Genomic DNA, 18,952 nt, shown 5'->3' with positions numbered 1-18,952 from the left:
AGGCACTTCATGCCCCTGGCCCTGCTCGCCCTGGCCGTCGGCGCCTTCGGCATAGGTACGACCGAGTTCGTGATGATGGGCCTGCTGCCCGAAGTCGCGAACGACCTGGACATCTCGATTCCCACCGCCGGGCATCTGGTCTCGGCGTACGCCCTCGGCGTCGTCATCGGCGCCCCGCTGCTGGCCGCGGTCACGGCACGCATGCCCCGCCGCACCGTCCTGATCGGCCTGATGGCCCTGTTCGTCGCGGGCAACGCCCTGTCCGCCTTCGCCCCCGACTACCACTGGCTGATGGCCGCCCGCTTCCTCAGCGGCCTGCCGCACGGCGCCTTCTTCGGCGTCGGCGCGGTCGTGGCGACGAGCATGGTCGCGCCGGAGCGCAAGGCCAGCTCCGTGTCGCTGATGTTCCTCGGCCTGACGATGGCGAACGTCGCGGGCGTGCCGGTGGCCACCCTGATGGGCCAGAGCCTGGGCTGGCGGGCCACCTTCCTCGGGGTGAGCACGATCGGCCTGGCCGCGATGGCGGCGCTGGCGCTGCTCATCCCGCGCGCCGAGGCGCACACGGCTCCCCGGACGGGCCTGCGCGGCGAGCTGGCCGCCCTGCGCTCCCTCCCGGTGTGGCTGGCGCTCGGCACGACGGTCGCCGGCTTCGGCGCGCTGTTCGCCGCGTACAGCTACATCACGCCGATGCTCACCGACGCCGCCGGGTACACCGACGCCAGCGTGACGCTGCTGCTGGCGCTGTTCGGTGTCGGCGCGACGGCGGGCAACCTGCTGGGCGGGCGCCTGGCGGACCACGCGATGCGGGGGACGCTGTTCGGGGGCCTGCTCGCGCTGGTGCTGGTCCTGGCTCTCTTCCCGCTGATGATGTCGACGGCGTGGAGCGCGGCCCTCGCAGTGATCCTGCTGGGCATGGCGGCCTTCGCCACCGGCTCCCCGCTCCAGCTGATGGTGATGGAGAAGGCGTCCAGCGCCCCGTCCCTGGCCTCCTCGGCCAACCAGGCGGCGTTCAACCTCGCCAACGCGGGCGGTGCCTGGATCGGCGGCCTCGCCCTCGCGGCGGGCCTCGGCGTCACCTCTCCGGCACTGGCGGGCGCCGCACTGGCCGTCCTCGGGCTCGGGGTCGCGGGCGCCGCGTACGTGGTGGACCGGCGACGGGTCGCTCCGCCGGCCGGGCGACAGCGGGTGGTTGCGGGACAGGTTCCGGAGCGGGCCGAAGCAGTTCGGCACTGAGCTTCCCTGTCACGGGCGCGTTCCCCTCACCCCTCGGGCGGCGCCCTGTCGGTCTCTTGTCGGCTCTGTCGGCTCTGTCGGTGTCTTGTCGGCTCTGTCGGTGAGCTGTCGGTGGTTTGTCGGTGCGGCCTGACAACGTCGTCCCCATGACGCGAATCGACAAGAACCCCGGCGGCGCCGGCAGCGCCGTATCCGTGCGGGGGTTGGTCAAGCACTACGGCGAGACCAAGGCTCTGGACGGGGTCGACGTGGATGTGCGCGAGGGCACCGTGATGGGCGTGCTCGGGCCGAACGGGGCCGGCAAGACCACCCTCGTGCGCATCCTGTCCACACTGCTGACGCCGGACGCCGGTGAGGCGACCGTCGCCGGATACGACGTCCTGCGGCAGCCCCGGCAGCTGCGGAGGGTGATCGGGCTGACCGGTCAGTACGCCTCCGTCGACGAGAAGCTCCCCGGGTGGGAGAACCTGTACCTCATCGGGCGGCTCCTGGACCTGCCCCGCAAGGAGGCACGCACGCGTGCCGACGAGCTGCTGGAGCGGTTCTCGCTGACCGACGCCGCCAAGCGGCCCGCGGCGACCTACTCCGGCGGCATGCGGCGGCGGCTCGACCTGGCCGCCTCCATGATCGGCCGGCCCACGGTGCTGTTCCTCGACGAGCCGACCACGGGGCTCGACCCGCGGACCCGCAACGAGGTGTGGGCCGAGGTCAAGGCCATGGTCGGGGACGGGGTGACCGTGCTGCTGACCACCCAGTACATGGAGGAGGCCGAGCAGCTCGCCTCCGAGCTGACGGTCGTCGACCGGGGCAAGGTCATCGCGGGCGGGGGCATCGAGGAGCTCAAGGCCAAGGTGGGCGGGCGGACCCTGCGGATCCGGCCGACCGACGCCCTGCAACTGCGGCCCCTCGCCGGATACCTCGACGACCTCGGCATCACCGGCCTCGCGACCACCACCGTGGACACCGAGACCGGCACCCTGCTCGTCCCGGTGCTCAGCGACGAGCAGCTCACCGCCATCGTCGGCGCCGTCACCGCGCGGGGCATCACCCTCGCCTCCATCTCCACCGAACTGCCCAGCCTGGACGAGGTGTTCCTGTCCCTCACCGGCCACCGTGCCAGTGCCCCGCAGGACGCCGTGCCCACCGACGACCGCGAGGAGGTCGCCGTATGAGCGCCGCCACCACTACCCCCACGGCGGCACCCGCCGACGCCCGCATCTCACTGCGGGCCCATCTGCGGCACACCGGTGCGCTCGTACGCCGCAACCTCCTGTGGATCCGGCAGGACCCGGAGTCGATGTTCGACGCCATCCTGATGCCGATCGTCTTCACGCTGCTGTTCGTGTACGTCTTCGGCGGCTCGATCGGACAGGCGCTCGGCGGCGGCCAGGAGGACTACGTCCAGTACGTCGTGCCCGGCATGATGGCCATGATGGGCATGAGCATGGCCATGTCGGTCGGGACCGGATTCAACCAGGACTTCAACACCGGCGTCATGGACCGCTTCCGGTCCCTGCCGATCGGGCGCGGCTCGGTGCTCTTCGCCAAGATCGCGGTGGAGCTCCTGCGCATGATGATCGCCACCACGATCATGCTGATCGTCGGCGTCCTGGTCGGCTTCGACATCACCAACTGGGGCGGACTGCTCGCGGCCGTGGCGCTGGCCGCACTGTTCGGGTCGGCGCTGATGTGGGTCTTCCTGACCCTCGGCGTGATCCTGAAGAGCGCGCAGTCCGTGCAGGGGCTCGGCTTCCTGGTGCTGATGCCGCTCCAGTTCGGCTCGTCGATCTTCGCGCCGACCACGTCGATGCCGGGCTGGCTGCAGTCCTTCACCGACGTCAACCCGCTGTCCTCGCTCGCGGACGCCGCGCGCGGCCTGATGGTGGGCGGCCCGGTCACGCACGACCTGTGGGTGACCGTCGCCTGGTCGGTGGGCCTCACGGCCATCATGGCGCCGATCGCGATCCACAAGTTCCGCACGAAGAACTGACGTTCCGTACGAGGAGCCGACGTTTCCGTACGACGAACCGGCGGACGTCAGATCAGGGCGGTGGCCTCCCGGGAGGAGAGGCCACCGCCCTCCGTGTACGCCGCCTCGTAGGCCGCGTCGCCGAGCACCGCGCGGGTGCGGTCCGCCGCCCCTTCGTACACCTTGCGCTCGTGTGTCGACGCGACGTACCGGGCCGGCAGCAGTCCGTCGGCGGCGCCGAGGCAGCGGGCGGCGTCGCGGGCGCGGCTGCCGCCGTCGACGCGGGCCAGGGCGAAGGCGGCGGTGCTCAGAAACGCCGAGCGCATGTGCGGGGCGATCGCCTCGGACAGCGGTTCCTCGGCACGTTCCATGGCGCGCCTGATCATGTCCAGGCACCGTGCGTACCGGCCGTCGGCCGCGTCCAGCCAGGCCTCCGCACCGAGAATGAAGGCATCGAAGACAACGAAATGGGCGATCTTGAACTGCTCCCGCAGCAGCCGGAGTTGCTCACGCGCCTCGGGGATCCGGCCCGTCATGCCGAGCCGGCCGGCCAGGATCAGCCGGGCGAACGGCATCGACTGGTCGTTCCCGCCGCTCGCCTCGTCGATGACCGCACGCAGCAGCCGCTCGCCCCGCTCACCCTCGCCCGCCTCGATCATGACGCTGCCGAGCCGGGCCCTGAGAACGCCCTTCTGGGCGCGGGCGCCGAGCCGTTCGGCCCGCTCGATCGCCGCCTCGTAGTTCGCGGCGGCCCTGCCCCACTCACCCTTGCGTTCGCAGGCCTCGGCGCGCGCGGCGAGGGCCTCGGCGGTGCCCCACAGATCGCCGAGACGCTCGTAGATCTCCAGCGACTCCTCGGCATCGCGGATGGCGTCGCCCTCGCCCGCCCAGTCGCTGCGGTTGGCGTACATGTTGGCGCGCCACTGCAGGCTCGCTGCGAGCTCCCAGTCGTACCCGGGCGTCTCGCGGGAGGTGCGGACGGTGGCGTCGAGGACGGTGCGCAGCCGCTCCATGTCCCCGGTGAGCATGACGGCGAAGATCCAGAGGTAGCCGGGCAGCCGGCAGGTCTGCGGCATGCCCGGCTCGTAGGTGGCGGCGATGGCACGCAGCTTGGCCTGTGCCCCGGGGGTCTGCCAGGCCTCCAACTCGGTGTCCATGCAGGCGAGATGGACGAGATGGACACCGCGCCGTGCCTCTTCGAGGGCCTCCCCGGTCCACGGGGGCGGGGTGTCCGTGCAGCGCTCCCACACCGGCTGCGCGGGGCGGACCGGCTCGGCGAAGGGGTCGGGGCCGAGGGTCTGGACCTCGCGGGACCAGTTGCGGGCCTCGATCCGCAGTTCGCGCATCTGCCAGTACCAGGCCAGCGACAGGATCAGGCACACCGCCTCCTGCTCGTCGCGGCCGGCGACCGCGTGGCGCAGCGCGATGCGCAGATTCTCGTACTCGCGTTCCAGGCGCTCGATGGCGGCGAGCTGGCCGGGGCCGCGCAGCAACGCGTCGGTGGTGCGGGCGAGTTCGCGGTAGTACGTCAGATGCGCGCGCTCGGCCCCGGCGCGCCGGCCGGTCTCGTCGAGGCGCTCACCGGCGTACTCGGCGACGGTCTCCAGGAGCCGGTAGCGCATCGCGCCGTCCGCCGACGGGGCGGCCACCACCAGGGACTTGTCGACGAGGGAGCCGAGCGAGTCCAGGGCTGCGGGTCCGCACACGGCCTCGGCGGCGGTGAGGTCGCAGCCGCCCGCGAAGACGGACAGCCGCCGCAGCACGTCGCGTTCGTCCTCGTCGAGCAGTTCCCACGACCAGTCCACGACCGCCCGCAGGGTCTGCTGGCGGGGGCGGACGGTGCGGCTGCCGGAGGTGAGCAGGCGGAAGCGGTCGTCCAGACGGTCCGCGATCTGGCGTGGGGTGAGCATGCGGAGTCGGGCGGCGGCGAGTTCGATGGCGAGCGGGAGGCCGTCGAGGCGCAGACAGATCTCGGCGCAGGCCGCGGCGGTCTCCTCGTCGGCGTCGACACGGAAGCCGGGCCGGGCGGCGGCGCCCCGGTCGGCGAGCAGCCGCAGCGCGACGGGCTCGGGCAACGGCTCGACGGGCCGCAGCAACTCCCCCGGTACGCCGAGGGGTTCGCGGCTGGTGGCCAGCACCGTCAGCTCCGGGCAGCGCTCCAGCAGCTCCGCGACGAGACGGGCGGCGGCCTCGACGACGTGCTCGCAGTTGTCGAGGATCAGCAGCATCCGGCGTTTGCCGCAGTGCTCCGCGAGCCGCTCGACGGGGTCGTCGTGCCGGTCGGACCCGGCCCGCATGGCCTCGGCGCCGGCGCCGTACAGCACGGTCTCGCGGGCGCCGACAGCGGTGAGAACGGCCTCCGGGACGGCCTCGGGGGCGTCGACCGGCGCCAGCTCGGCCAGCCACACCCCGTCCGGGGCACCGTCCCGCACGCTCTCGGCGGCCTCCTGCGACAGCCGCGTCTTCCCGGCCCCGCCGGGGCCCAGCAGCGTGACGAGCCGGGCGGTCCTGAGGTCCCCGCGGATGGCCTCGATGTCGGCTTCCCGGCCGACGAAGGAGGTGAGCCGGGCGCGGAGGTTGCCGGGGGTCGGGACGGGGGCGGTGAGCCGGGGTGCGCCGGGCGGATCGGCGGAGGCGTCCGTGCGGGCGGCGAGATTGGCGGCGTCGGCCGAGGAGCCGAGCGTGAGGGCCCGACCGTACGCGGCGTCGGTGCTGCGCGCATCGGGCGCGGCGGGATCGCCGGGGGCGCTCGGAGGGCCGGGAAGGTGCGCCTCGCCGGACCCGCCCGTGCCTGCGTCGGCGTGCCTCGTACGGTGCGCTTCGGTGTCGGAGTCGGAGTCGGTGTCGGTGTCGGTGTCGGTGGGGCCGGGTCCGTGGGCGTCGGGGGCCGCGGGCGTTCCGCCGTTGCCCGGACGGTCCGCCCCAGCGTCAGCGTCACCGAGCCCGCCGTCGCCCACCCGCGGACCGAGCCCCCGGCCGCCGCCCCTCGGCCGGAGCAGGTCCGCATGCAGGGCGCGCAGTTCCGGGCCCGGGTCCGAGCCGAGGCGGTCTGCCAGCAGGCGTCGTACGTCCTCGTAGGCGACCAGTGCCTCTGCCGTGCGGCCCGCGTCGCGCAGGGCGCGCAGGCGCAAGGCCTGGAGGGGTTCGTCCAGGGGGTGGGTGTCGCACAGGGCGGTCAGTTCCGGCAGGGACTGTTCGGCGTGGCCGAGGGCGAGGGCGGCGGTGTGGCGGGCGCGCAGCGCGTCGAGGCGCCGGGTCGCCTGGCGGGCCGCCTCGGCGGTGCGGTCGGGGAGGTCGGCGAGGGCGGGCCCGCGCCACAGCGCCAGGGCGTCGTCGAGGACGACGGCGGCCTTGGCCGGGTCTCCGTCGGCCAACGCGCGCGTGCCCTCGCCGACGAGCCGCTCGAAGCGGTGCAGGTCGATGTCGTCGGGCGCGGCAGCGAGCTGGTAGCCGCCCTCCACCGAGACGACCGCGTCCGCCCCGAGGGCCCGCCGCAATCGCCCGACGAGCGCCTGCAAGGCACCCGTGGCGTCAGCGGGCGGCTCCCCTTCCCACACCTCGTCGACCAGCAATCCCGCCGGCACGGTCCGGCCACCCCGCAGCGCGAGCACGGTGAGCAGGGCGCGCAAACGGGCCCCGCCGACAGGAACGGGGCTGCCGTCGGGGCGTAGTACCTGGGTGGTGCCGAGGATGCGATAGCGCACGGGGTCCATTGTCTCTGGTGGTCGTCGGGCCGGTCACGGCATTGGTCGGCGGGGCGAGGCGGCTGCGGGGCGGGCGCGAACACGGTGTACCCGCCGCCCGTGGCAGCGGCCCGGCCGCCTCACCGCGTCCCCCGCCGAGAACGCCGTACCGCAGCGCCCCGTCCGCCCGCGCGCACACCACCCGCCGAAACCCATGCCCCCACCTTCCCCGGAACCAACGGTCCACCGCGAGACGTTTTCCCCGTGCGCCCGGTACGGTCGGGCAGTCCCGACGTCCCGCCGTCCCAGGAGCCCGTCCTCATGACCACCGCTCTCACCCGCCGCAGCGATCGGCGGATCAGCCCCGTCTTCGTGGGGATCCTGGCCGTCACGGCGGTGACGGGCTGGGCCACCTGGACCGGCTTCGCCGAGCAGCCCGGCCTGGCCGTGTTCCTGTTCGTGACGGCCGCCTGGATCGTGTCCCTGTGTCTGCACGAGTACGCACACGCGCGTACCGCCCTGCACAGCGGGGACATCTCGGTCGGCGCGAAGGGCTACCTCACGCTCAACCCGCTGAAGTACACGCATGCCCTGCTCAGCATCGTGCTCCCCGTCATTTTCGTGATCATGGGCGGCATCGGCCTCCCGGGCGGTGCCGTCTTCATCGAGCGCGGGCGGATCCGGGGGCGCTGGCGGCACAGTCTGATCTCGGCGGCCGGGCCGCTGACGAACGTGCTGTTCGCCGTCGTGTGCACCGCCCCGTTCTGGCTGGACGCCCTGGACGGCGTCCCCAGCGACTTCCGGTTCGCGCTCGCCTTCCTCGCACTGCTCCAGGTCACGGCGGCGATCCTGAACTTCCTGCCGGTCCCGGGCCTGGACGGCTACGGCGTGATCGAGCCGTGGCTGTCGCAGAAGGTCAGGCGCCAGGTGGAGCCGTTCGCGCCGTTCGGTCTGCTGTTCGTGTTCGCGCTGCTCTGGGTCCCGGAGGTCAACGGCGTGTTCTTCGACATGATCGACGCCGTCCTGCGCGGCCTCGGCATCAGCGACTTCGACACGTACTGCGGCTACGACCTGTTCCGCTTCTGGCGGGACTCGAACGAGCTCTGCTCGATCAGCGGATGACCCGGTTCGGGCTCAGCCCCTGGCCGAGTCCCGCCGCTCGTCCCTGCCCCGCTTCACGTAGTACCAGCACATGTTGCTGGACAGCCCCGCCAGCAGCACCCACACGATCCCCAGCAAGCTGCCCTGCGCGAACGAGACCACGGCCGCGGCCACGGCCAGCACGCAGACGATCAGGGCATAGACACCAAGGCGGGGCATTTCACTCGGCTCCTTCGGGGGACACTGCTACGCCGACCAGTGTCCCCCATCCCGTCATACGTCCGTGACGCGGAGCCCCGCGTGCGCCTTGTAGCGCCGGTTCACCGAGATCAGGTTCGCGACCAGCGCCTCCACCTGGTGGGCGTTGCGCAGCCGCCCCGCGAAGATGCCGCGCATACCGGGGATGCGGCCCGCCAGCGCCTGGACGATCTCGACGTCCGCCCGGACCTCGCCGAGGACCATCACGTCGGTGTCGATCTCGTCGATCTCCGGGTCCTCCAGGAGGACCGCCGACAGATGGTGGAAGGCGGCCGTCACCCGGGAGTCCGGCAGCAGGGCGGCGGCCTGCTCGGCGGCGCTGCCCTCCTCCGGCTTCAGCGCGTAGGCGCCCTGCTTGTCGAAGCCGAGCGGGTTGACGCAGTCGACGACCAGCTTGCCCGCCAGTTCCTCGCGCAGGGATTCGAGGGTCTTGCCGTGGCCCTCCCACGGCACGGCGACGATCACGATGTCGCTGCGCCGCGCGCACTCGGCGTTGTCGGCGCCCTCGACGCCGTGCCCGAGCTCCCCGGCGGCGGACTCGGCGCGCTCGGCGGCCCGCGAGCCGATGATCACCTTCTGGCCGGCCCGGGCGAGCCGGTAGGCGAGGCCCTTGCCCTGCGGCCCGGTCCCGCCGAGCACGCCGACGACGAGCCCGGAGACGTCCGGGAGGTCCCAGGGGTCCTTGGCCGGGGCCTTCGCGGGGGTCCCGGCGGGCTGCTGTGCACTGTCGCTAGAGGTCATGCGCCGACTTTACGTCCGCCCCACCCGGCCCAAAGGGCTCAGGTGAGCTCCGTCACGGGTACCCGCCGGAAGGTGATGGTCTCGTACGCGCTGAAGTCGCCGGTCTCGTAGAGGAGTCCGACCGCGTCGTCGTCGATCCGTACGAGGTCCGAGTACGCGGCGGGCAGTCCGTCCACCGTGTGCGCGGACCGCCAGGTGATGCCGCCGTCGGCGGAGGCGCGGATGGTCATCAGGGCGCGGAAGCCGGGGTCGGCGGGGCCGGCGTAGAGCAGCAGGTCGGGGTCGCGCAGCTGCAGGACGCTGCCCTCGCAGACGGGGGCGGCGAGGCCGGCCTGGGGGCGGAAGGGTTTCACCAGCGTCGCGCCGCCGTCCTCGGAGTAGGCGTCGGCGCGGGTGCCGGGGGACGTCGAGTCGTTGCGGGCGTTGAAGTAGACGCGCCCGTCGGGGAGTTCGGCGGCGGTGGTCTCGTTGACGTTGACGTAGCCGTCGGTGTTCCCGTCGACGTACCCGATGCGCCAGGTGGCGCCGCGGTCGTCGCTGAGCAGGCAGTGGCCCCCGTTGTACTTGCCCTCCGTGCCGTTGTCCCGTCCGGTCGGGGGCAGGGAGTGGTTGGCGGGGACGACGACCCGGCCGCCGGCCAGCTGGACGGCGTGGCCCGGGGTGGTGGCGTACCAGCGCCACTCCGGCCGCTTCGTGCCCTTGGTGATCTCCGTCGGTGCGGACCAGGTCGCCCCGTCGTCGTCGCTGTGCTGCACCCAGACCCGCCGCCCGTCCGCGGCGCTCACCGCACCGCGGCGGATGGCGCTCTCGGTGGCGAGGGCGGCATTGCGGACGTGGACGAGCAGGACGCGGCCGGTGTCGAGGACGACGGGAGCCGGGTTGCCGGCGAGGTCGTCACCGTTCTTGGCGGCGACCTGGAGCGGGCCCCAGGTGCGGCCGCCGTCGGTGGAGCGCTTCAGCACGATGTCGATGTTCCCGAAGTCGTCGTGCGAGCCGACCCGGCCCTCGCAGAAGGCGAGGAGGGTGCCGGTGGTGGTGGCGACGACGGCCGGGATGCGGAAGCTCGCGTAGCCCTCGCGGCCCGCGCGGAAGGGGACGCTGGTCTCTGCCATGGGGGGCTCCTCGAATGGCCGGTCGCCGCGGCTCGGTCACCCGTGGCTGCGCGGCCGGCGTACGGACGGATGTGCGGGACAACGAGTCCATCTGCCCAAGTCGGGCGAATTCGTGGTGAACTCCGGGTCAAGAGTGGTCGGTTGCGGCAGGATGCGGTCGCATGGATGCCGTACGTGTCGCGTTGCTGCGCGAAGTACTCGCCGGAACCGAGTGGTTGGGGGCCACCCGGCGGTTCGCGGGCGCGCTGCGGACGTCGGCGGTGGCGCACGGGGGCGGGCTGCTGCTGGTCGGCACGCCGCAGTACGAGCCGTGGCATCTGGCGGCCCATCTGGTCGACGAGGCCGCCTGGTCGGGCACTCCGGAGCTGGCCCCGACACTCGTACGGCATCACGCGCGGGCCTCGGATCCGGCCCATCTGGCGGTCGGGCTCGGGCGGTTGGCGGCGGCGCGGCGCGGGGAGACGCTGCTGGTGGTGTCGCCGCAACGGCCGGGCGCGCCGCTTCTGGAGGGGGTGCACGACGCCCGGCTGGCCGGCGCGACGGTGCTGGCGCTGGGCGCCGGCGAGGACGAACTGACGTCGATGGCCCACGAGACGCTGACCGTGCCGGAGGGTGCGGAGCTGGATCTGGACACCGTGCAGCACCTGGTGAGCGCGGCCGCCGGCGAGAACGCGCTGCCCTCTCCGCGGGGGCGCCGGCGCTTCCGGGACCGCCTGTCCCGCCTGGCGGACTCCCTGACGGCGCCGCCGCCCACGGGCTGGTGACCCACTGGCCGGTGCCGGGCGCCTCGCCCGCAAAACCGTTTGCCTCGGGCACCGCACCGCCTGAGCTTGACCTTTCGTGACCGACGACTCCCCCGCTCCCCCCACTCCTCCCTCGCCGGCTTCCCGCCTCCGGGCCGTGCTGCCCGACCTCGCACCGTGGCGGGCCTCCGTCGACTTCCGGCGGCTGTGGCTGTCAGGGCTGGTCTCCTACTTCGGCAGCTTCCTGACCTTCGTCGCGCTGCCCGTGCAGATCAAGGAGCTGACGGGGTCCGCCGCGGCGGTCGGGGCGATCGGGGCCGTGGAGCTGGTGCCGCTGATCGCGTTCGGGCTGTATGGGGGTGCGCTCGCCGACGCGCTCGACAAGCGGAAGCTGATCGTGTGGACGGAGGCCGGGCAGGCGGTGCTCAGCGCGGTGCTGCTGGTCAACGCCCTGCTGCGAGCCCTGCCATCTGGCCGCTGTATGTCGTCGCCGCCCTGTCCTCCGCCCTCGTGTCGGTCCAGCGGCCGGCCATGGACGCCCTGCTGCCCCGGATCGTGGCCCACGACCACCTCCCGGCCGCCGCCTCGCTCAACGCGCTGCGCTGGCAGGTCGGCGGCGTGGCCGGCCCGGCCCTGGCCGGCGTGGTCGTGGCGTACGCGGGGCTCGGCTGGGCGTACGGCGTGGATCTGCTGACCTTCGTCGTCTCCGTGCTGTTCGTGCTCGGTCTCGCCCCCTCCCCCGCCTCCCACGAGGCCGCGAAGCCGTCCTTGAAGGCCATCGCCGAGGGCGCCCGTTACGCCTGGAACCGCAAGGAGCTGCTCGGCACGTATGTGATCGACATCGCGGCGATGCTCTTCGCGATGCCGCTCGCCGTACTGCCGTTCCTCGCCGACGAGTTGAACGCCCCCTGGGCGCTGGGCCATGGGGGTCCCCCCAGGCCCTTAAGGCACTGGGGGAGTACGCGGCGGTACCCGCCGGGGCGATGCTGGTGAGCCTGACCAGCGGCTGGACCTCGCGGGTACACCGGCACGGGCGGGCCGTCGTCCTGGCGGACGCGCTGTGGGGCACGGCGATCGCGGCGGCCGGTGTCTCCGGGAACGTATGGCTGGTCCTGCTGTTCCTGGCCCTCGGCGGCGCCGCGGACATGGTCAGCGGCATCTTCCGCGGGGTGATGTGGAACCAGACGATCCCGGACGAACTGCGCGGCCGGCTCGCCGGGATCGAGCTGCTGTCGTACTCGGTGGGCCCGCAGCTGGGCCAGAGCTACGTCGGCGGCATGGCGGCCTGGCGGGGCGTGCGGACGTCGATCTGGTCGGGCGGGCTGCTGTGCGTGGGCGCGGTGGGGCTGCTGGCGCTGTGCCTGCCGAAGCTGATGACGTACGACGCGCGGACGAACGAGCATGCGGTACGGCTGCGGGAGCAGCGGGCGGCGGCAGCGGCCGCACAGGCGCCGGCGGCGAAACCCGCGCCGGCGCCCGCGGAGGGCTGATCAGTCGTCGTCCGCCGCGCGGTTCGGGGCGTCGTGCCACCGCGGGTCGCCCTCCCACTCCAGGTTGCGCTCACGGGCGAGGTCCATCGCCTGCTGGGCCTCCTGCGGGGTGGCGTACGGTCCGAATCGGTCCTTGGCCGGGCACTCGGGCCCCTCCTCGACCTTCTTGTGGACGAGGCAGTAGTACCACTCCCCCGGCTTGCCGACCGTCCGCTTCTTGAACAAGGCCATGTCCGGCTCCTCTCGCCACCGACATGTTCCCCCATGCCCGCTGGTTAGACTCGCTGGCATGTCTGGCCAGTCGCTGCTCGTCCCAGGGGAGCTCTCCCCCACCCGTTCCGTGCCCGGAAACATCCGTCGCCCCGAGTACGTCGGCAAGCCCGCGCCGACGCCGTACACGGGACCGGAGGTGCAGACTCCGGAGACCGTCGAGGCGATGCGTGTCGCCGGCCGTATCGCCGCGCGGGCGATGGCCGAGGCGGCGAAGCTGATCGCGCCCGGTGTCACGACGGACGAGCTGGACAAGGTGGCGCACGAGTACATGTGCGACCACGGCGCCTACCCCTCCACGCTCGGCTACCGCGGCTTCCCGAAGTCCCTGTGCACCAGCGTCAACGAGGTCATCTGCCACGGCATCCCGGACTCGACGGTGCTGCGCGACGGCGACATCGTCAACCTCGACGTGACGGCGTACATCGGCGGGGTGCACGGCGACAACAACGCCACGTACCTGGTCGGGGACGTCGACGAGGAGTCCCGGCTGCTGGTGGAGCGGACCCGGGAGTCCCTGAGCCGCGCGATCAAGGCGGTCAAGCCGGGCCGTCAGATCAACATCATCGGGCGGGTCATCGAGTCGTACGCCAAGCGCTTCGGCTACGGCGTGGTGCGTGACTTCACCGGCCACGGCATCAACTCGTCGTTCCACTCCGGCCTGATCGTCCCGCACTACGACAGCCCGCACGCGACGACGGTCATCCAGCCCGGCATGACCTTCACGATCGAGCCGATGCTGACGCTCGGGACGCACGAGTACGACATGTGGGACGACGGCTGGACGGTCGTCACGAAGGACCGCAAGCGCACCGCGCAGTTCGAGCACACGCTGGTGGTGACGGAGACGGGGACGGAGATCCTCACGCTGCCGTAACCGAGCAGGTCACCGAACCCGTCCTTCGCCCTGCGGAGGGCGGGTTTTCTCGGTACCCTTTTACCGACACAGCGTCGGCAACCCTATTGACTTAGGTAAGCCTAACCTCAGAAAATACTCCCATGGACTCCTTCTCGACAGTCATCCGCACCGCCTCCCACGAGCAGCACGTGGAGGCGGAGACCTCGACGTTCATGAGCGACCTGCTCGGCGGCCGGCTGGGCGTGGACGCGTACGCGCGCTACACCGAGCAGCTGTGGTTCGTGTACGAGGCGCTGGAGACCGGCACCGAGCGGCTGGCGTCGGACCCGGTGACCGGCCCCTTCATCCAGCCGGAGCTGTTCCGGCTGACGTCGCTGGAGCGGGACCTGGCGCATCTGCGGGGTCCGCAGTGGCGGACGGGGCTGTCGGCACTGCCCGCGACGCAGGCGTACGCGGACCGGGTGCGGGAGTGCGCCGACAGCTGGCCGGCCGGGTACATCGCCCACCACTACACGCGCTACCTGGGCGACCTCTCCGGCGGCCAGATCATCCGCGACAAGGCGGAGAAGACCTGGGGCTTCGCCCGCAAGGGCGACGGGGTCCGCTTCTACGTCTTCGAGGAGATCACCAACCCGGCGGCGTTCAAGCGGGGTTACCGCGAACTCCTGGACCAGGTCCGCGCCGACGACCTGGAGAGGCAGCGGATCGTGGCGGAGTGCAAGAGGGCGTTCGCCTTGAACACGGCGGTGTTCCGGGCGCTGGGCGAGGAGTTCCCGCTGAGCGCCTGAGTGCGCGCGGAAATCAGCGCTCCAGGAAGACTCGCCCTCCGATCTCCACCCAGCCCCCGGGCTGCGGTGCCGTGAGGATCTGGGACCCGGCTCCCTGGGTGATGTTGAGGGCGCGGCCCAGGCGGTCGGTGAGCTGCAGGGCCGCCGCGCCGGTCGCCTCGACCTCGTCGATGCCGTCGCCGCGGCCGGGGAAGGCACGCGCCCGGATACGGCCGGCCGCCTCGTCCTCCCACGCCCAGGCATAGATCCACTCTCCTGGCGGGGGCACGTCGAGCTCGTCCACCTCGGCCGCCGTCCCGTACTGCCGCAGGGTGCGCGGCGGGGCCCACTCCGCCCGTGCCTCGATCCAGCTGAACTCGCCGTCCAGCCGCGTGCCCACCACGCCGGCCGGGGTGATCAGTTCGGGCACGTCGAGGAGCCAGGCCGTGCCGACGCAGGGGTGACCGGCGAAGGGCAGGCGCAGGGTCGGGGTGTAGATGTCGATGACTCCGCGCTCGGGGTCGTCGACGAACACGGTCTCGCTGAAGCCCAGCTTGCCGGCGAAGGCCTGCCGGTCGGCCGGGTCGGGCATGACGGAGCCCTCGCGGACGACGCCGAGTTCGTTGCCGTATCCGCCGTTGGGGCCGCAGAAGACGCGCAGGACGTCGAAGTCAGTCACGGGGGAAATTGAAACATCACCCGGGCGGCGAGCTCGTCCCAGGCGGCGGCTCCGCCGGGGAGGGGCAGGAAGCGGGTGGGGGGCACGCCGTAGGGCAGCGAGGCGATCGTGTCGCCGTACGCCCTTTCCATGGTGGCCCGTTGGCGTTCCGCGCCCGGGTCGTCGGCGCGCGCCGCCAGGCCCTGCATACGGTGCGCGTGAGCCTCCGTCACCTCCTCGGCAGCCCTGCGCCAGTCGGCCTCGTCGGGCACCCGGCCCAGTTCCACGCACTCCGGCGTGCGGTCCTCCGCCAGTGCCGCCACCGCCCGGTCGTGACCGTCGAGGATCACCCAGCCGTCCAGGAAGGACACCCACCACAGCAGGACGGGCGCGAGTGTGCCGTCGCGGGCGTGCTTGCGGTACGCCTTCACCCGCGCGGCATCCGGCGACGAGAGCCGGCGCAGCGGGAGGACTCCGTGCCAGCCGCCCCCGCAGGACAGTGCCAGCCGGCCGCCGGGCCAGTCCCGTACGAAGTCCTCGGTCCAGATGCCCGGCGGGAAGCCGGTCCGCAGGGCCAGCTCCCAGCGTCCGTCCCGCAACGGGGCCCCGTCCGCCTCCTCCAGCCAACTGGCGTACCGGTGCGGCCAGTTGACCGACGATCGCATGGCCGACGAGCTCAGCGGCGGAAGCGGTGAGCGGTAGCCGTCGAGGCGGTGCAGATACAGCTCAGGGCAGCAGCCCTCGCCCACGGACCGGCCCAGCAGCACGGGGCGGTCCTCCTGCCGCAGCAGCAGCCGTCCCCGGTCCGCGGTCTCGAAACGCAATGCCGGCGGGCCGGGACGGTCTCGTACGTTCAGTACCAGCCGCCCCGGCCCCAGCAGTTCTCTGTGCCCCCTGTTCATGGGGACAGTCTTACGCCTCGGTACGCCGCCTGCGCATCGCGAATACCACGGCCGCGCCCGCGGCTGCGGTCACCGCGGCGGCCGTGCCCAGCGCCGCCACCGGCACGTCCGAACCGGTGTTGGCGAGGCCGCCCGTCACACCGCCGGTCGTCGAGCCCGTGCCGCCGGTGGTCGAACCCGCCGTGCCGGAGGAGCCGCGGGTCGAACCGCCCGTGGAACCGCCGGTCGATCCCCCCGTCGAGCCGTCGTCGCCGCCGGGCAGGTCCGCGTCGGCCGTCAGGGCCACCGCCAGGTCGACCGGGTCGAGTTCGGTGCCGGCGGTGTAGAAACCGCCGAAGGCCTTCGCGCCGGCCTCGGTGAGGGTGGCCTTGACGTCGTCGACCGTGATGACGTCGTCCTGCGCGGTCAGGTCTGACTCGTTCGCCTTCAGGCCGGCCAGGACCACGTCCTCGGTCTTCTCGCCGAGGCTGGTGACATCGGCGGTGAGTTCGCCTGTGCCCTCGTCGAGGGTCGCGCGGAGGTTGTTCAGGGTGAGGTCGAGGCCGTACCCGCCGTTCTCGCCCTCGCCCTTGTGGCCCTTGAAGTTGACGGCGCCCTCGAAGCTCGCGGAGAGGGTGCCTGCGTCGGTGTCGTACTCCCCCGTCGCGTCGACGAAGGTGAAGGCCCCGTTGCCGCTGGCCTGCGAGGCGCCGTCCGACGTCGTGATCTCGCCCTTCGCCACGGTGCCCACGACGTACGACCGGAAGGACTGCTTGACGCCCCAGTCGAGCGTGCCGTCGGCCATGTCGCCCTGGGCCGGGGCCTCGGGGGCGGACTCGGAGGGGTCGGCGCTCGTGGACGGCGCGGCGGATCCGGTCGCCGTGGCGGTCGGGGTCGGGGACTGCGTGGCCGTCGCGGTCGGCGTCGGGGTCGGGCTCGGGGACTGCGTGGCGGTGGCCGTGGGGGTCGGCGTGGGCGTCGGCGACTGGGGCGGCGTCTTCTGTACGACGGTGAGCGGGTCCCCCGCCGCGCCCTCGTAGCTCGCGCTGCCGAAGACGTCCGCGGCCTCCTTCGTCAGCTTGGTCGCCATGTCGGTCATCGCCCGGGTCACGGTGACGTCGGCGAGCGGCACGTCCTGCGCGGTCGTACCGGACTTGGTGACATCGGCGGTGATCTCGGCGGCCCCGCTGTCGAACCGCACGTCGGACAGGGCGATGTCGAAGCCGTGCAGCTTGGAGACGATCCGGAGGTCGCCCTTGAAGGCGAGGTCGACGGTGTGGGCCGTGGAGTCGTAGGTGCCGGTGCCGTCCGTGAAGGTGAACGCGCCGTTCCCGGTGGCCTGCGAGGCACCGTCCTTCGCGGTGAAGCTGCCGGCCGCCATGCCGGTCACGTAGGTGCGGTACGACTGCTTGATGCCCCACGTCAACTCGTAGCCGCTGAGCGGGACTTCGGCCGCCGAGGCGGTGCCGGCGCCGAGGGTGGCGAGTGCGGTGGCGCCCAGCGCGGCCGCGGTGGCGACAGCGGCGGCGAGGGTGACGGGACGGCGTCTGCGGGAAGTGGCGGACATGGTCCGGGTTCTCCTTGCGGTGGGTGGGAGTCCGCCGCGGCGGCCGGGGGCGGCGCGGGCACGGCGGTCAGGGCATGGGGGGAAGTCCTCTTGGGACGTTCAGTCCTCGTCGGACTGAGGGACGGCCTCGGTGGCCGGCCGGGTACGGCGCCTGCGTACGGCGACGAACGCGAAGGCCGCGCCCGCGAGCAGCAGGAACCCGGCCGCGAGGCCGATGGGCAGGGCGGGGACGCCGTCGTCGGAGGTGCTCGCGACGGGTTCGGCCGACGGGTCGGGGGACGCCGACGACTTGTCCGGCGTCGCGCTCGCCGTGGGGGTGCTGCCCAGGTCGGGCAGGGCGGGCAGGGCGGCGTCGTCGGTGGTGGCGACGGCCAGGGACACAGGGTCCATCTCGGTGCCCGCCTTGTACATCCCGCCGAAGGTCTTGGCGCCCTCGGCGGTGAGCTTCGCGGCGGCCTCGGTGACCTTCGCCAGGCCGTCCTTCGCCTTGAGGTCCTTGGCCGTGAAGGTGACCAGGGGGACCTTGTCGCCGGTGAAGCCTGCGCCGGCCACGTCGGCGAGGAGCGTGCCCTTGCCGTCCTCGACGGTGGCACGGACGCCGCTCAGTCTCAGGTCGAGGCCCTGTGCCCCGGTGAAGCGGACCGCGCCCTTGAACGACGCCCGGAGGTCGCCGTCCTTGAACGTCCCCTCCCCGTCGGGGAAGCGGAACAGCGCACCGCCGTCCTCGGCGCCGGACGACAGGGTCCACTCGCCCTTGGCGATGTCCCCGGTGACGTATTCGCGGAAGGTGCGGCGCACACCCCAGTCGACGGCGCCGTCCAGGAGCTTGCCGCCCGAAGTCTCCTTCTTCGCCGGGGACTTGGTGGTGCTCGGCGTGGGCGAGGGTGTCGGCTTCTTGGTCGCCGCCGCCCGCACGTCCGCCGACAGGCTCACCGGGTCGAGCGCGGTCCCGGCGGTGTAGTACCCGGCGAAGGACTTGGCGCCCTGCGCGGTGAGCGTGGCGGGCAGGTTGTTGAGGGCGACCGTGGTGCCGCCGCCCCTCATGTCGATCCCGCCGAGGGAGAGGGAGGCGAAGGGCACCTGCGAGGACGTCGTGACCGCCCCGGTGCCCTTCGCCTTGCTGGTGACGTCGACGAACAGCGTGCCGCTGGAGCCGGATACACGGACGGTGGGCCGGCTGATGGTGAGGTCGAGCTGGTAGCTGCCGCCACCCGTCCCGTGGCCGACGAAGTGGACGCCGCCGGAGAAGGACGCGGTGAAGGCGCCGGTGGCGCCGTCGTACGTCCCCGTGGCCGAGTGGAAGCGGAAGCCGCCGCTGCCCACGGTGGCCGCACCACCGGTCAGGGAGTAACTCCCCTTCGCGATGGGCCCGGTGACATAGCTCTGGAAGGACGCTTTGACACCCCAGTCGAGCCGCCCGCCCTGCACGGTGCGGCTCGCGGCGGACGCGGCGGTCACCGGGAGCAGGGCTCCGAGGACGACCGCGCAGAGCACGGCGACCAGAACACGTGGGCGGACAGGCATGAGAGGTCCTCCGGAGACGACGGACACGACGACCGGTAGCGAACGAAGGTAAGGCTAACCTAAGCTTTGGCCAGCTGAAACGGCCGTGACCGAGCT

The 18,952-nt window shown here is 72.6% G+C and carries 16 protein-coding genes and 1 pseudogene; 8 read left to right on the top strand and 9 right to left on the bottom strand.

From position 1 onward, the window contains the following. Positions 1-9 precede the first annotated feature (9 nt). The 3 genes from OG331_RS34905 (at position 10) to OG331_RS34895 (ending at position 3,223) form a co-directional block, all read left to right on the top strand. Complete coding sequence (locus OG331_RS34905) at positions 10-1,233, top strand: MFS transporter (protein ID WP_406210484.1); 1,224 nt, start codon at positions 10-12, stop codon at positions 1,231-1,233. A 146-nt stretch (positions 1,234-1,379) separates the two neighbouring features. Then, entirely contained in the window at positions 1,380-2,405 is a 1,026-nt protein-coding gene (locus OG331_RS34900; protein ID WP_362378002.1) for an ATP-binding cassette domain-containing protein, read from the top strand. After that, the gene (locus OG331_RS34895) at positions 2,402-3,223 is read left to right on the top strand and encodes an ABC transporter permease (protein ID WP_406203697.1); all 822 of its coding nucleotides are present in this window, start codon (positions 2,402-2,404) and stop codon (positions 3,221-3,223) included. The genes OG331_RS34900 and OG331_RS34895 overlap by 4 nt, the downstream gene beginning before the upstream one ends. Before the next feature lie 47 nt (positions 3,224-3,270). Here OG331_RS34895 and OG331_RS34890 read toward each other — a convergent pair whose 3' ends face one another. Continuing rightward, on the bottom strand, positions 3,271-6,915 hold the full coding sequence (locus OG331_RS34890; protein ID WP_406203694.1) for an AfsR/SARP family transcriptional regulator: 3,645 nt from the start codon (positions 6,913-6,915) through the stop codon (positions 3,271-3,273). 291 nt (positions 6,916-7,206) lie between these two features. Between OG331_RS34890 and OG331_RS34885 the strand changes: the two genes are divergently transcribed. Then, a complete protein-coding gene (locus OG331_RS34885; protein ID WP_406203691.1) occupies positions 7,207-8,007 on the top strand; it encodes a site-2 protease family protein in 801 nt (266 codons plus the stop codon). Between the two features lie 12 nt (positions 8,008-8,019). Here OG331_RS34885 and OG331_RS34880 read toward each other — a convergent pair whose 3' ends face one another. The 3 genes from OG331_RS34880 to OG331_RS34870 are packed head-to-tail and all read right to left on the bottom strand — an operon-like array spanning position 8,020 to position 10,097. Continuing rightward, positions 8,020-8,205, bottom strand: coding sequence for a hypothetical protein (locus OG331_RS34880; RefSeq protein ID WP_391394561.1), 186 nt, complete (start codon positions 8,203-8,205; stop codon positions 8,020-8,022). A 54-nt stretch (positions 8,206-8,259) separates the two neighbouring features. Beyond that, on the bottom strand, positions 8,260-8,985 hold the full coding sequence (gene npdG / locus OG331_RS34875; RefSeq protein ID WP_406203688.1) for an NADPH-dependent F420 reductase: 726 nt from the start codon (positions 8,983-8,985) through the stop codon (positions 8,260-8,262). A gap of 38 nt (positions 8,986-9,023) precedes the next feature. Continuing rightward, positions 9,024-10,097 (bottom strand): exo-alpha-sialidase, encoded by a 1,074-nt coding sequence (locus OG331_RS34870; protein WP_406203685.1) that lies wholly within the window; start codon positions 10,095-10,097, stop codon positions 9,024-9,026. Positions 10,098-10,258: 161 nt separating this feature from the next. Between OG331_RS34870 and OG331_RS34865 the strand changes: the two genes are divergently transcribed. Both OG331_RS34865 and OG331_RS34860 read left to right on the top strand, forming a co-directional pair. Next, entirely contained in the window at positions 10,259-10,861 is a 603-nt protein-coding gene (locus OG331_RS34865; RefSeq protein ID WP_406203682.1) for a hypothetical protein, read from the top strand. A 76-nt stretch (positions 10,862-10,937) separates the two neighbouring features. Further along, positions 10,938-12,330: pseudogene (locus OG331_RS34860) on the top strand (MFS transporter). Here the strand turns inward: OG331_RS34860 and OG331_RS34855 are convergent. Further along, a complete protein-coding gene (locus OG331_RS34855) occupies positions 12,331-12,561 on the bottom strand; it encodes a hypothetical protein (protein ID WP_362377992.1) in 231 nt (76 codons plus the stop codon). Positions 12,562-12,619: 58 nt separating this feature from the next. Between OG331_RS34855 and map the strand changes: the two genes are divergently transcribed. Together map and OG331_RS34845 are read left to right on the top strand one after the other, a co-directional pair. After that, a complete protein-coding gene (map, locus tag OG331_RS34850) occupies positions 12,620-13,477 on the top strand; it encodes a type I methionyl aminopeptidase (RefSeq protein ID WP_406203679.1) in 858 nt (285 codons plus the stop codon). Positions 13,478-13,599: 122 nt separating this feature from the next. After that, on the top strand, positions 13,600-14,247 hold the full coding sequence (locus OG331_RS34845; protein WP_406203676.1) for a heme oxygenase (biliverdin-producing): 648 nt from the start codon (positions 13,600-13,602) through the stop codon (positions 14,245-14,247). 13 nt (positions 14,248-14,260) lie between these two features. Here the strand turns inward: OG331_RS34845 and OG331_RS34840 are convergent, their stop codons facing one another. From OG331_RS34840 to OG331_RS34825, 4 genes are all read right to left on the bottom strand, one after another. Then, positions 14,261-14,905, bottom strand: a complete 645-nt coding sequence (locus OG331_RS34840) for a PhzF family phenazine biosynthesis protein (RefSeq protein WP_406203673.1) — start codon at positions 14,903-14,905, stop codon at positions 14,261-14,263. After that, positions 14,902-15,786 (bottom strand): hypothetical protein, encoded by an 885-nt coding sequence (locus OG331_RS34835; protein ID WP_406203670.1) that lies wholly within the window; start codon positions 15,784-15,786, stop codon positions 14,902-14,904. Before OG331_RS34835 ends, OG331_RS34840 begins: the two co-directional genes overlap by 4 nt. Positions 15,787-15,796: 10 nt before the next feature. Beyond that, on the bottom strand, positions 15,797-17,332 hold the full coding sequence (locus OG331_RS34830) for an HtaA domain-containing protein (RefSeq protein ID WP_406203667.1): 1,536 nt from the start codon (positions 17,330-17,332) through the stop codon (positions 15,797-15,799). A gap of 99 nt (positions 17,333-17,431) precedes the next feature. After that, on the bottom strand, positions 17,432-18,856 hold the full coding sequence (locus OG331_RS34825) for an HtaA domain-containing protein (protein ID WP_406203665.1): 1,425 nt from the start codon (positions 18,854-18,856) through the stop codon (positions 17,432-17,434). Between the last annotated feature and the right edge of the window lie 96 nt (positions 18,857-18,952).

Source organism: Streptomyces sp. NBC_01017 (assembly GCF_045162795.1).
Taxonomy (GTDB): Bacteria; Actinomycetota; Actinomycetes; order Streptomycetales; family Streptomycetaceae; genus Streptomyces; species Streptomyces machairae.
The sequence above is the reverse complement of the archived record's forward strand: the minus strand, read 5'-3'. Positions and strand labels throughout refer to the sequence as shown.